A 13096-nucleotide genomic window follows, 5' to 3' on the forward strand; every position below is an offset into this window, starting at 1 on the left:
TGTGAATCCGGCCGTCGCGGCGATCCCCGGCGGCGTGACCGGGGGACGTCAGGGGGCCATGGTGCGACGTCGGCCGTCCCCGCCCGCCGTCACGGCGTCCCCGCCCGCCGTCACGGCGTCGCCGCCCGCCGTCCCAGCGCCGTTTCCCGGTGCCGTTTACGATGAACCGCACCGATCGGACCCCTGGGAGGACCCCGCATGCCCGACACCGCGCCCGGCTTCGGCTCCGGCCTCGACACCTTCATCGCCGGACTTCCGAAAGCCGAGTTGCATGTCCACCACGTCGGGTCCGCGTCACCGCGGATCGTCGCGGAACTGGCCGCCCGGCACCCGGACTCCGCGGTCCCCGCCGACCCCGCGGCCCTCGCCGACTTCTTCACCTTCAAGGACTTCGCGCACTTCATCCAGGTCTACCTGTCGGTGGTCGACCTGATCAGGGACGCCGAGGACGTACGGCTGCTCACCTTCGAGGTGGCCAGGGACATGGCGCGGCAGAACATCCGCTACGCGGAGCTGACCGTCACCCCGTTCAGCTCGACCCGGCGGGGCATCCACGAGCAGGCGTTCATGGAGGCCATCGAGGACGCGCGCAAGGCCGCGGAGTCCGAGCTGGGCGTGACCCTGCGCTGGTGCTTCGACATCCCCGGCGAGGCGGGCCTTGAGTCCGCCGAGCAGACCACGCACCTGGCGCTCGACCTGCGCCCCGAGGGCCTGGTCTCCTTCGGTCTGGGCGGCCCGGAACTGGGCGTGCCGAGGCCGCAGTTCAAGCCGTACTTCGACCGGGCGCGCGCCGCCGGTCTGCACAGCGTGCCGCACGCGGGCGAGACGACGGGCCCCGAGACGATCTGGGACGCGATCAACGAACTGGGTGCGGAGCGCATCGGCCACGGCACCAGCGCGGTACGCGACCGGCGGCTGCTCGATCACCTCGCGGAGCAGCGCATCCCGCTGGAGGTCTGCCCCACCTCCAACATCGCCACCCGCGCGGTCACCGAGATCGACCAGCACCCGATCAGGGAGATGATCGACGCGGGCGTGCTGGTGACGGTCAACAGCGACGACCCGCCGATGTTCGGCACCGACCTCAACACCGAGTACGCGGTCGCCGCCCGGCTGCTGGAGCTGGACCACACCGGGGTCGCGGCGCTCGCCAAGAACGCCGTCGAGGTCTCCTTCCTCGACCCGGCGGGCAAGCGGGCGCTGGCCGCCGAGATCGACGCGTACACGGCGGCGTGGCGGTGACCGTCGCGGTCTCCCACCGGGGCGACCCGTACCACGAGCGCGAGAACACCCTGCCCTCCGTGCGGTCGGCGCTGCTCAAGGGCGCGGGCGCGGTGGAGGTCGACGTGAAGCTGACCGCCGACGGCGTGCCCGTGCTGCTGCACGACGAGACGCTGGAGCGGCTGTGGAAGGTGCCGGAGGCGGTCGGCGACCTGTCGCTGAACGACGTCGTGGACCTCACCGACGGCCGTGTGCCCACCCTGGCGGACACCTTCGCCGAGTTGCTGCGGCACCCCGGCGGCGGCCGGATGATGCTGGACCTGACCTCGGTCGGCCAGGTGAAGGCGACCATGGCCGCGGTGGCGGAGGCGGGCGTCGGCGACCGCGTCTACTACTGCGGCGGGCTCGGCGCGATGCTGACGGTGCGCGACCTGGACGCGTCGGCGGAGATCGCCATGACGTGGACGACGGTGGCCCCGCCGCCGCGCTCGCTGCTGGACGAGCTGAAGCCGCGGTGGATCAATCTGCGCTTCGGGCTGATCGACGCCACGACCGTGCGGTGGGCCGCGGACAACGGGCTGCTGGTCGGCGCGTGGACGGCGGACTGGCAGCGCAACATGACCCGGCTGCTCGACTTGGGCGTGGACGCGATCACCACGAACCGGCTGGACGCCTTGCAGCGGCTGCTGCGGCGCCGCGCCTGACCGCCCCTCCCCCGCGGGCCCGCCCGCGGGGGAGGCCGGACGGCCGGCTCAGCCGTCCAGCGAGGTCATCACGTGCTTGATCCGCGTGTAGTCCTCGAAGCCGTAGCCCGACAGGTCCTTGCCGTAGCCGGACCGCTTGAAGCCGCCGTGCGGCATCTCGGCGACCAGCGGGATGTGGGTGTTGATCCACACGCAGCCGAAGTCCAGCCGCTTGGACATCCGCATGGCGCGCCCGTGGTCCTTGGTCCACACCGAGGAGGCCAGCGCGTAGTCCACGCCGTTGGCCCAGGCGACGGCCTGCTCCTCGTCGGTGAAGGACTGGACGGTGATGACGGGGCCGAAGACCTCGCGCTGGATGATCTCGTCGTCCTGCCGCAGCCCGGACACGACGGTCGGCGCGTAGAAGTAGCCGCGCTCGCCGACCCGGTGGCCGCCGGTCTCGACCTTGGCGTGCGCGGGCAGCCGCTCGATGAAGCCGCTGACCTGGGCGAGCTGGTTGGCGTTGTTCAGCGGCCCGTACAGCACGTCCTCGTCGTCCGGCAGGCCGGTCCTGGTCTCGGCGGCGGCCTTGGCGAGGGCCGCGGTGAACTCCGCGTGGATCGACTCCTGGACCAGGACGCGGGTGGCCGCGGTGCAGTCCTGCCCGGCGTTGAAGAATCCGGCGACGGCGATGTCCTCGACGGCCTTGGCGATGTCGGTGTCCTCGAAGACCACGACGGGGGCCTTGCCGCCCAGTTCGAGGTGGACCCGCTTGACGTCCTTGGCGGCCGATCCGGCGACCTCGATGCCCGCGCGTACCGAACCGGTGATGGAGGCCATCGCGGGCACCGGGTGCTCGACCATCGCCCGGCCGGTGTCCCGGTCGCCGCAGACGACGTTGAAGACGCCCTTGGGGAGGATGCCGCCGAGGATCTCGGCGAGCAGCACGGTGGAGGCGGGCGTGGTGTCGGACGGCTTGAGGACGACGGTGTTGCCCGCCGCGATGGCCGGGGCGAACTTCCACACGGCCATCATCATCGGGTAGTTCCAGGGCGCGACCTGCGCGCAGACGCCGACCGGCTCGCGCCGCACGATGGACGTCATGCCCTCCATGTACTCACCGGCCGAGCGGCCTTCGAGCATGCGCGCGGCGCCCGCGAAGAAGCGGATCTGGTCCACCATCGGCGGGATTTCCTCGCTGGCGGTCAGTCCGATCGGCTTGCCGGTGTTCTCGCTCTCCACCGCGATAAGCTCATCGGCGCGCGCCTCGATCGCGTCGGCGATCTTCAGCAGCGCCTTCTGCCGCTCCGACGGGGTGGCGTCGCGCCACGCGGGGAAGGCGGCCGCCGCGGCGGCCATCGCCGCGTCCACGTCGGCCGCGCCGGACAGCGGCGCGGTGGCGTACGCGTCGCCGGTCACCGGGCTGACCACCTCGGTGGTCCGGCCGTCCGCGGCGTCGCGGAACTCTCCGTCGATGTAATTGCGCAGAGTACGGAGATCGGTCACGGCGCTTGCTCCCTGGTCGTACGAGTCCGGTGTCCACGGGCTGAGACGTTCCCCAGCTTAGCCGCAGGACTGCCGTATTCGACACACCCATCCCCCCTCAACAACCGATTCGGTACCACAGAGGGCCGTCGGCGACGATTTTCATCGTGAAGGGCTTGCGCGACCGTCGACCTCTCCTGCACAGTGGGGCGCGTGGCCACTCGGGACAAGAACGGCGGAGCGCCGTCGATAGACGCGGTGTCGAACGCGATCATCGAACAGCTCCAGCAGGACGGACGCCGTCCGTACGCGACGATCGGCAAGGCCGTGGGCCTGTCCGAGGCGGCGGTGCGGCAGCGCGTACAGAAGCTGCTCGACCAGGGCGTCATGCAGATCGTCGCCGTCACCGACCCGCTCACCGTGGGCTTCCGGCGGCAGGCGATGGTCGGCATCAACGTGGACGGCGACATCGACCCGGTCGCCGAGACCCTGACCGCGCTGGACGAGGTCGACTACGTCGTCATCACCGCCGGTTCCTTCGACCTGATGGTGGAGATCGTCTGCGAGGACGACGACCACCTGCTGGACCTGGTGAACAAGCGGATCCGGGCACTGCCCGGCGTCCGCTCCACCGAGACCTTCGTCTACCTCAAGCTGCGGAAGCAGACCTACACCTGGGGAACCAGATAGCCATGACCTCCACGAACCCCGCACCGTCCGCGACTGCCTCGGACTCCTCCAGGACCGCCCACGACCACCTGTGGATGCACTTCACCCGCATGTCGTCGTACGAGAACGCCCCCGTGCCGACCATCGTGCGCGGCGAGGGCACGTACATCTACGACGCCCACGGCAAGCGGTACATCGACGGTCTGTCGGGGCTCTTCGTGGTCAACGCCGGGCACGGCAGGCACGAGCTGGCCGAGACCGCGTACAAGCAGGCCCAGGAGCTGGCCTTCTTCCCGATCTGGAGCTACGCGCACCCCAAGGCGATCGAACTGGCCGAGCGGCTCGCGCACTACGCGCCCGGCGACCTCAACAAGGTCTTCTTCACCACCGGCGGCGGCGAGGCCGTCGAGACGGCCTGGAAGCTCGCGAAGCAGTATCACAAGCTGACCGGCAACCACACCAAGTACAAGGTGATCTCACGGGCGGTCGCCTACCACGGCACCCCGCAGGGCGCCCTGTCGATCACCGGGCTGCCCGCCCTGAAGGCCCCTTTCGAGCCGCTGGTCCCCGGCGCGCGCAAGGTGCCCAACACGAACATCTACCGCGCCCCGATCCACGGTGACGACCCCGAGGCGTTCGGCCGCTGGGCCGCCGACCAGATCGAGCAGCAGATCCTCTTCGAGGGCCCCGACACCGTCGCCGCCGTCTTCCTGGAGCCGGTGCAGAACGCGGGCGGCTGCTTCCCGCCGCCCCCCGGATACTTCCGGCGCGTCCGCGAGATCTGCGACCAGTACGACGTCCTGCTCGTCTCCGACGAGGTCATCTGCGCCTTCGGGCGGCTCGGCACGATGTTCGCCTGCGACAAGTTCGACTTCGTGCCCGACATGATCACCTGCGCCAAGGGCATGACCTCCGGGTACTCCCCCATCGGCGCCTGCATCATCTCCGACCGGCTCGCCGAGCCCTTCTACAAGGGCAACAACACCTTCCTCCACGGGTACACCTTCGGCGGCCACCCCGTCTCGGCCGCCGTCGGCATCGCCAACCTCGACATCTTCGAGCGCGAGGGCCTCAACCAGCACGTCCTGGACAACGAGGGCGCGTTCTTCGACACCCTCAAGAAGCTCAACGACCTGCCCATAGTGGGCGACGTCCGCGGCAACGGCTTCTTCTACGGCATCGAACTCGTCAAGGACAAGGCCACCAAGGAGACCTTCACCGACGAGGAGACCGAGCGCGTCCTGTACGGCTTCCTCTCCAAGGAGCTGTACGCCGCCGGCCTCTACTGCCGCGCCGACGACCGCGGCGACCCCGTCGTCCAGCTCGCCCCGCCGCTCACCTCCGACCAGTCCCTCTTCAACGACATCGAGGCCATCCTGCGCGGCGTCCTGACCGAGGCGTGGACCAAGCTCTGACGCTTCCAGCGCGCTCCCGCGGCGTGAGACGCCATCGCCGTGCTTCTTTTGGGGGCGCGGGGAACTGGGGCACCCGCCTGCGTCAGGCAGGCGTCGGGGGCTTGTCACCCGGACGGGCGGCTCGCGGGGGACGTACGCCGTGCCTGCGGGCCGCGGGGGCTGACGGCGCCTAACCTCCCCGGAGGGGATTGGTTCGCGAACCGCGGAGGTAACGGCATGGTGGCCCCGCCGGACAATGACGTGTTGTGGGCCCGTTCGCTGCGCCACGCGCACGACGGGTCCCCCGCGCTGCTGGGTGTGTCGCTGGGCGTACGGCAGGGCGAGATCCTGGCCGTCGTGGGTCCGCGGGGCGCGGGCAAGTCGACGCTGCTGCGCTGCCTGTCGGGGCAGTTGGTGCCGGACGAGGGCGAGGTGTGGTTCAACAGCGCCCCGGTCCACACCCTCCCCGAGACGGCCAGGGACGAGCTGCGCAGGGACCGCTTCGGCTGGGTCGGCAGCACCTCGCAACTGCTGCCCGAGCTGACGGCCTGGGAGAACGCGGCGCTGCCGCTGCTGCTGCGCGGCACCAAGTACCGCGCGGCCAGGGCCGCGGCGCAGGAGTGGCTTGACCGGCTCGACATCGGGGCCGCCGCCCGCAAGCGCCCGGCCGAACTCCTCCAGGCCGAGCGGCAGCGGATCGCGGTGGCCCGCGCCCTGGTCACCACCCCGGAGATCGTCTTCGCCGACGACCCGGGCGCGCCGCTGCACCGTCCCGACCGCGCCCTGGTGATGCGGACCCTCACCAGCGCGGCCCGCTCGCACGGCATCACCGTCGTGCTCAGCGCCTGCGACCACGACATCGCGCCCTTCGCGGACCGCGTGATCCCGCTGCTCGACGGCCGGGTCAACGCCGCGATGCCCGCGCAGGAGCGGGATTCCGAGCCGACCGCGACGACGACGCGGGCCGCGTCCGTATGACCTCGACTGTCCACACCGCCCGGGCCCTTACGGGTGCCCGCTTCGGCGGGGCCGGTGCCGTGGCCATGGCCCGTGCGGGGCGGCGGCCCGTGTCGGAAGGGAGCCGGGCGTGCTGAGTTTTCGTGTCGTACGCGGGGCGCGGTACACCGCGCTGGTGCGGTGGGTGCTGGTCGCCGCCGCGTCGGCGGCCACCGGGCTGCTGCTGCTGGCCGCGCTGGGATACGCCCTCGGGCACCCGCACCGGCCGGCCGACGCCGCCGCGCGGCTGGCGTGGTGCGCGCTGCCGGTCGTGGTGACCGTGCAGTTCGCGGTCGCCGCGGGGCGGGCGGTGCCCGCGCGGTGGCCGCGTCCCGGACTGGCCGCGGTGGGCCTCGGCCGGGTCGGCGTGGCCCTGCTCGCCGCGTCGGCGACCGCCCTGACCTGCGCGGTCGGCAGCGCGGTGGCCCTGCTGGCGTTTCTGCACCTGCGCGGTGACCTGACGGGCGCGCTGCCCTTCCACGGCGCCGCCTCCGACCTCCTCGGCGGCGGTGAACAGGTGCCGCTCGCAGGCACGTTGACGCTGCTCGCGCTGGTCCCGGTGAGCGCCGCCGTCATCGGCGCGGCCCAGTTGTGGCCACCGCGCACCGTCTCCACCGCGCCCGCCCCCGCGACCCGCAAGGTCTCCGCGGCCGATCCGCCCGGCGGCCTGCCCTGGGGCGTCGCCCTGATCGCCGTCGGGCTCGCCGCCGAGGTGGCCGCGCCGCACGGCCACGAGGTGCCGCTGCCCGGCGGTCTCGGCTCCATCGCGCCGCTCGCGCTCGGCGGCTGGGTCGTCGCCACCGCGGGCATGGTCCTCGCGGGTCCCGGCCTCGTGCACGCCTGCGGACGGCTGCTCGCCGCCTTCCGCCCCGGCGCGCTCCGGCTGCTGGCCGGACGCGCCCTCCAGGAGGAGGCCGGTGCGATCGGCCGCCCGCTCGGCGCCCTGTGCGCCACCGCCGCCGCGGCCCTGGCCGCGTACGACCTGCACCGCGGCGGCGCCCGCCCCTTCGGCCCCCTCACCGCCCTGGCCGGTGTCCTGATCGTGGTGTGCGTGCTGGCCACCGCGGGCACCGCGCTGCTGGAGGCCCGGCGCGGCCGGGAGCCCGCGATGGCCGCCCTGCGCCAGGTCGGCGCCTCCCCCGCGCTCCTGCGCGGCGCGGTCGCGCTGCGGGCGGGCGTCCTGCTGGCCGCCGCCGTCCCCCTCACGGCCCTGGTCGCCGTACTCACCACCGTCCCGCCGGGCCGGTGAGCCGCACCGAGGACTATCGTTCAGACGTGCCCGCCGACATCCCGCCCGCTGCGCCCGACATTCCCCCAACTCCCGGACGGGACAGGGAAGTTGAGTCGCTGGCCGAATTCGACCAGGTCGCCCTGAGCGGTTCCTTCGCCGGATACCGCGTACAGGCCGTCGACCTGACCGACCGTACGTTCGCGCTCCTCGTCACCGACACCTCGCAGGCCGTCTTCCTCGGCTGCCCGATGGAACCGCAGGCCCTCGCCCATGTGCGCGCGGGCGGCGCGCTGGTCTTCCCGCCCGTCCCCGACCTGCCCTTCGACCCGTACCGGGGCGCGCTCTACAGCCCCGACGAGCTGTACGCGGGCCTCGACGAGGACGGTTACGAGCGGACGCCGGACGCCCGTACGCACGCCTGGGCGCGCTCCGCCGCGGCGGAGGGCGACATACTCGCCTCGATGCTGCGCTCGATCCACGACGACGCCGTGTCCGACGCCCTCGACGAGCGCCTGCGCGGCCTCAGCGTGGTCGGCGTCATGGGCGGCCACGCCATGGAGCGCGGCTCCGACGCCTACGCGGGCGCCGCACGGCTCGGCCGCGACCTCGCCAGGGCCGGGCACACCGTCGCCACCGGCGGCGGCCCCGGCGCGATGGAGGCCGCCAACTTCGGCGCCTACGCCGCGCCCTACGACGACCTGATGCTCCGCAAGGCCCTCGCCGTCCTGGCCGGCGTCCCGTCCTTCGCGCCCTCCGTCGGCGACTGGGCCCGTACCGCCTTCGAGGTACGCGACCGCTGGCCGGACGGCGGCCCCTCCTACGGGCTGCCCACCTGGTTCTACGGCCACGAGCCGCCGAACGCCTTCGCCTCCGGCATCGCCAAGTTCTTCGCCAACGCGACCCGCGAGGACGGGTTGCTCTCGCGCTGCACCGGCGGGGTCGTCTTCCTCCCCGGCGCCGCCGGGACCGTCCAGGAGATCTTCGACGCCGCCACCCCCGACTACTACTCCTCCCGAGGGGTTCCCGTTCCCCTCGTCCTCGTCGACCGCGTCCACTGGACCACCACTCTCCCCGCCTGGCCCCTCCTGACCGCCCTCGCCTCCGGCCGCCCCATGTCCCCCCTCCTCGCCCTCGTCGACTCCGTCGCGGAAGTCCCCGCCGCCCTGTCCAAGCTGGCCACCCCCTAGAACGGCTCTCTGACCGAGACGGTCAGCCGATCTTCTTCCCCAACGGGGCGGATCGGTTGTCGTCGGACCACCGGCCGGTGGCGGGTTGCTCGCGCGGTTCCCCGCGCCCCTGAAGGACCGGCCCTAGGGGCGGTGGGGGGCCTCCGCGAGGAGGACGACCTCTTCGGGGGCGAAGGTCACGGCGACCTCGGCACCGACCTCGGGTGCCGCCCGCCAAGGGCACCCGGCTTCGAGGCGCGGCCCCGCCTCCGGCGCCAGGACGAGCGTGATGTGGTCACCACGAAACGTGCGGGCGACGACAGTGCAGCGAAGCCCGGACCCGGGTCCGGTGAGGCGCACCCCGGCGGGCCGGATGAGCAGGTGGCAGGGCCCCTGCGGGGTGCCGGAGGGTACCGGCACCTTCCCCCAGGGCGTATCGGCGACGCCACCCCCGACGCTGGCGTCCACGATGTTGTCGAAGCCGAGGAAGCGGGCCACGAAGGGCGACACCGGCCGCTGCCAGACCTCCAACGGCGTACCGGACTGCGCGATGCGCCCGTCGCGCATCACCACGACCCGGTCCGCGAGGGCGAACGCCTCGCTCTGGTCGTGCGTGACGGCCAGGACCGTCGTCCCCAGGCGACGGAAGAGTTCGCGCAGTTCCACGACGAGCCGTTCGCGCAGCGCCCGGTCGAGCTGTCCCAGCGGCTCGTCGAGCATGAGCAGCCGCGGCTCGGGGGCGAGGGCGCGGGCCAGGGCGACCCGCTGCTGCTCCCCGCCGGAGAGCGTGGCGACGCCGCGCCCGCCCGCGCCGGGCAGCCCGACGAGGTCGAGCAGTTCGCGCACCCGCTCCTCGCGCCGCTCGCGCGGCACCTTGTGCATGCGCGGCCCGAAGGCGACGTTGCCGCCGACGTCGCGCTGCGGAAAGAGCTGGTGGTCCTGGAACATCAGGCCGACGCCGCGCCGGTGCGCGGGAACGCCCGCCTGGTCGGCGCCGTCGAGCAGCACCCGTCCGCCGTCCAGCGGCTGGAGTCCGGCGACGGCCCGCAGCAGCGTGGACTTGCCGCTGCCGCTGGGCCCGAGCACGCACACCGTCTCGTGCGCGGCCACCTCCAGCGTGACGGCGTCCAGCGCGGCCCGCGCGCCGAACCGTACGGTCGCGTCCTCGACTCGCAGCAGCGTCATCAGAACTCCCCGGGTGAGGGGTCGGCGCCCCGGCCGCGCGGGCGCAGATTCTCCAGCACCAACAGCGACGCGGCGCAGACCAGCATGAGGATGGTGCTCAGTGCCATGGCCTGGCCGTACGTGGACGGGCCCGCGCGGCCGAGCAGGCGGGCGACGGCGACCGGGAGGGTGGGGCTGTCGGGGCGGGCGATGAAGACGGTGGCGCCGAATTCGCCGAGCGACACGGCGAAGGCGAAGCCCGCGGCGACGGCCAGTGCCCGTCCGACGAGCGGGAGTTCGACCTCGCGCCAGACCCGTAGCGGTGACGCGCCGAGCACCGCTGCGGCCTCCCGCAGCCGGTCGTCCACGGCGCGCAGCACCGGCAGCATGACGCGTACGACGAACGGCACACCGACCAGCGCCTGGGCGAGCGGCACCAGGATCCAGGAGGACCGCAGGTCGAGCGGCGGCTTGTCGAGGGTGATCAGGAAGCCGAAGCCGACGGTGACGGCGGAGGTGCCGAGCGGCAGCATCAGCAGCGCGTCGAAGCCGCGGACCAGCCGTCCCGCCCTGCGGACCAGGGCCGCGGCGGCAAGCCCGCCGACCGTCAAGGCGATGACGGTGGCGACGGCGGCGTACCGCAGCGAATTCCAGACCGTCTCCAGCGGGGCGACGGTGAAGGTGCCGCCGCTCCGACCCGAGCCGACGGAGCCGAGCGAGCGGTAGAAGGCGAAGCCGTAGCCGTCCGGGCCGTCCAGCGAGCGGGCGACGAGCACGCCCAGCGGCAGCAGGATCAGCAGCGCGATGACGGCGAGCACTCCGGCGAGCAGCGTCCGCTCCCCCCTGCCGCGCGGCCGGTGCGCGGTGGTGGCCGCGTCGACCAGCCGCAGCGTGGACTCCCGGCGGCGTACGGTCCAGGCGTGCACGGCGAGGATCGCGGCGACGGCGGCGAATTGCAGCAGGGTCAGCACGGCGGCGGTCGGCAGGTCGAGGAGTTCCGCGGTCTGCCGGTAGATCTCCACTTCGAGGGTGGAGTACAGCGGGCCGCCGAGGATCTGGATCACGCCGAAGGAGGTGAAGGTGAACAGGAACACCATGAGCCCGGCGGCGGCCACCGAGGGGCCGAGCGCGGGCAGCGTGACCCGCCGCCAGGCGGCGAGCCGGCTCGCGCCGAGCATCCGCGCGGCCTCTTCCTGGCGCGGGTCGAGCTGCGCCCACAGGCCGCCGACGGTGCGGACGACCACCGCGTAGTTGAAGAAGACGTGCGCGATGAGGATCGCCCACACGGTGGTGTCCAGGCGGACGCCCCACAGCGAGTCGGTGAAGCCGCCGCGGCCGAGCAGCGCGAGGAAGGCCGAACCGGCGACCACGGTCGGCAGCACGAAGGGCACGGTGACGACGGCCCGCAGCAGCCGCTTGCCGGGGAAGTCGAGCCGCGCGAAGACGTACGCGCCGGGCAGGGCGACGGCCAGGGTCAGCGCGGTGGACGCGGCGGCCTGCCAGCAGGTGAACCACAGCACGTGCCGGATGGAGCCGTCGCCGAGGACGTCGCCGATCCGGCCGAGCTGCCACCGGCCGCCCTGGTGCAGGCCGCGGCCGACGATGGAGACCACGGGGTAGGCGAAGAACACCCCGAAGAAGGCGGCGGGCACGGCCATCAGGGCGAGCCGGATCGCGGTGCCGCGACCGGGTACGAGCGACCGGACCCTGCCGCGTACCGCCGATGCCGTGCCGGTCGTGTCCGACGTATCGGCGTGGCCCGACGTATCGGCCGCGTCCGTCTTTTCGGCCCGGGGCGTCACTTGAGGACGATCGACGACCATGCCTTGACCCACTCGTCGCGCTTGGCGGCGATCTTGTCGGGCGCCAGCGTCTTCGGGTCGGTGATCTTCGCGCCGTATTTGGTGAACACCTCGGGCTCGGTGGCGTCCTTGCGCACCGGGTCGACGTACATCTGGAGGGGCATGTCCTCCTGGAACGTCCTGCTCAGCAGGAAGTCGATCAGCGCCTGGCCGCCCGCGGTGTTCTTCGCGCCGTGCAGCAGCCCGGCGAATTCGATCTGGCGGAAGCAGGTGCCGGTGGAGACCCCGGTCGGGGACTGGGCGGGCGCGGGGGTGACGCCCACGACCTCGGCGGGCGGGCTGGACGCGTACGACACGACCAGCGGCTTGTCGCCCTTGGCCTTCTTGCCTGCCGAGGAACCGGAGAAGCGGTCGTTGTACGCCTGCTCCCAACCGTCCACGACCTCGACGCCGTTGGCCTTGAGCTGCTTCCAGTACGACTGCCAGTCGGAGTCCCCGTAGGCGGCGGCGCTGCCGAGCAGGAAGGCCAGACCGGGCGAGGACGTCGCGGCGTTCTCGGTGACCAGCAGGTTCTTGTACTCCGGCTTGACCAGGTCCGCGAAGGTGACGGGCGGGGCCAGCTTGTGCGCGGTGAAGTACGCCCGGTCGTAGTTGACGCAGACGTCACCGGAGTCGATGGGCGTCACCCGGTGCTTGGCCGCGTCGAGTTGGAGGTCGGCGGGCACCTGGTCGAGGCCCTTGGCCGCGTACGGGGTGAACAGGCCGTTGTCGAGCGCGCGGGACAGCAGCGTGTTGTCGACGCCGAAGAAGACATCGCCCTGCGGGTGGTCCTTGGTGAGGATCGCCTGGTTGACGGCCGCGCCCGCGTCTCCGCCGCGCAGCACCTTGACCGTGTAGCCGGTCTCCTTGGTGAAGTCCTTGAGCACGGCGTCGGACGCCGCGAAGGAGTCGTGGCTGACCAGCGTCACGGTCTTGGACGTGCTGCCGCCGCTGGTCTTGGTGCCGCCCGAGTCGCTGCCGCACGCGGCGAGCGCGGTGGCGCCGACCGTGGCCAGGACGAGCGCGCCGATGGCACGCCGACGGATGGTGTTCATCTGTGCAGACTCCCTACGCCGGTATGACCCGGATCAGGTCCGAGGGTCTGCGGTCTCGTGGGCCGCACTCTCAGCGCCGTCTCAGGCGCTCCCCTGTCGGAATGTTCACTTGTACGTACTTGTGTGATTGCACGTGCACGATAGCAGCAGGTGCGAAAGGGCTGGTCAGCGCCGGGCCCCTAACGCGCCCG

Annotated in this window: 11 protein-coding genes and 1 riboswitch; of the genes, 7 read left to right on the forward strand and 4 right to left on the reverse strand. The window is 72.5% G+C overall.

The window, feature by feature from the left end:
* The first annotated feature begins 198 nt into the window (after positions 1 to 198).
* A complete protein-coding gene (locus tag ACFZAM_RS28435) occupies positions 199 to 1242 on the forward strand; it encodes an adenosine deaminase (RefSeq protein ID WP_355346531.1) in 1044 nt (347 codons plus the stop codon).
* The gene (locus ACFZAM_RS28440) at positions 1233 to 1925 is read left to right on the forward strand and encodes a glycerophosphodiester phosphodiesterase family protein (protein WP_391050332.1); all 693 of its coding nucleotides are present in this window, start codon (positions 1233 to 1235) and stop codon (positions 1923 to 1925) included. Before ACFZAM_RS28435 ends, ACFZAM_RS28440 begins: the two co-directional genes overlap by 10 nt.
* 48 nt (positions 1926 to 1973) lie before the next feature.
* Here ACFZAM_RS28440 and ACFZAM_RS28445 read toward each other — a convergent pair whose 3' ends face one another.
* Positions 1974 to 3410, reverse strand: coding sequence for an aminobutyraldehyde dehydrogenase (locus ACFZAM_RS28445; RefSeq protein WP_391050333.1), 1437 nt, complete (start codon positions 3408 to 3410; stop codon positions 1974 to 1976).
* A gap of 192 nt (positions 3411 to 3602) precedes the next feature.
* Here ACFZAM_RS28445 and ACFZAM_RS28450 point away from each other — a divergent pair, with 192 nt between their 5' ends.
* From ACFZAM_RS28450 to ACFZAM_RS28470, 5 genes are all read left to right on the forward strand, one after another.
* Positions 3603 to 4079 (forward strand): Lrp/AsnC family transcriptional regulator, encoded by a 477-nt coding sequence (locus tag ACFZAM_RS28450; RefSeq protein WP_355346522.1) that lies wholly within the window; start codon positions 3603 to 3605, stop codon positions 4077 to 4079.
* Between the two features lie 2 nt (positions 4080 to 4081).
* Positions 4082 to 5473 (forward strand): aspartate aminotransferase family protein, encoded by a 1392-nt coding sequence (locus ACFZAM_RS28455; RefSeq protein ID WP_391050334.1) that lies wholly within the window; start codon positions 4082 to 4084, stop codon positions 5471 to 5473.
* Between the two features lie 216 nt (positions 5474 to 5689).
* Entirely contained in the window at positions 5690 to 6430 is a 741-nt protein-coding gene (locus ACFZAM_RS28460; protein ID WP_355346516.1) for an ATP-binding cassette domain-containing protein, read from the forward strand.
* A 109-nt stretch (positions 6431 to 6539) separates the two neighbouring features.
* Positions 6540 to 7697, forward strand: a complete 1158-nt coding sequence (locus ACFZAM_RS28465) for a hypothetical protein (protein WP_391050335.1) — start codon at positions 6540 to 6542, stop codon at positions 7695 to 7697.
* Between the two features lie 26 nt (positions 7698 to 7723).
* Entirely contained in the window at positions 7724 to 8866 is a 1143-nt protein-coding gene (locus ACFZAM_RS28470) for an LOG family protein (RefSeq protein ID WP_391050336.1), read from the forward strand.
* A 123-nt stretch (positions 8867 to 8989) separates the two neighbouring features.
* Here the strand turns inward: ACFZAM_RS28470 and ACFZAM_RS28475 are convergent, their stop codons facing one another.
* From ACFZAM_RS28475 to ACFZAM_RS28485, 3 genes are all read right to left on the reverse strand, one after another.
* Positions 8990 to 10030, reverse strand: coding sequence for an ATP-binding cassette domain-containing protein (locus ACFZAM_RS28475; RefSeq protein ID WP_391050337.1), 1041 nt, complete (start codon positions 10028 to 10030; stop codon positions 8990 to 8992).
* Positions 10030 to 11667 (reverse strand): ABC transporter permease subunit, encoded by a 1638-nt coding sequence (locus ACFZAM_RS28480; RefSeq protein WP_391050381.1) that lies wholly within the window; start codon positions 11665 to 11667, stop codon positions 10030 to 10032. The genes ACFZAM_RS28475 and ACFZAM_RS28480 overlap by 1 nt, the downstream gene beginning before the upstream one ends.
* Before the next feature lie 140 nt (positions 11668 to 11807).
* Positions 11808 to 12905 carry a thiamine ABC transporter substrate-binding protein gene (locus tag ACFZAM_RS28485; RefSeq protein ID WP_391050338.1) on the reverse strand — a complete coding sequence of 366 codons (1098 nt, stop codon included), beginning with the start codon at positions 12903 to 12905 and terminating at the stop codon, positions 11808 to 11810.
* Positions 12899 to 13010, reverse strand: a riboswitch (TPP riboswitch). Its footprint overlaps the gene before it by 7 nt.
* Positions 13011 to 13096 lie beyond the last annotated feature (86 nt).

Origin of the sequence: Streptomyces sp. NPDC008079 (assembly GCF_042957385.1) — a bacterium.
Taxonomy (GTDB): domain Bacteria; phylum Actinomycetota; class Actinomycetes; order Streptomycetales; family Streptomycetaceae; genus Actinacidiphila.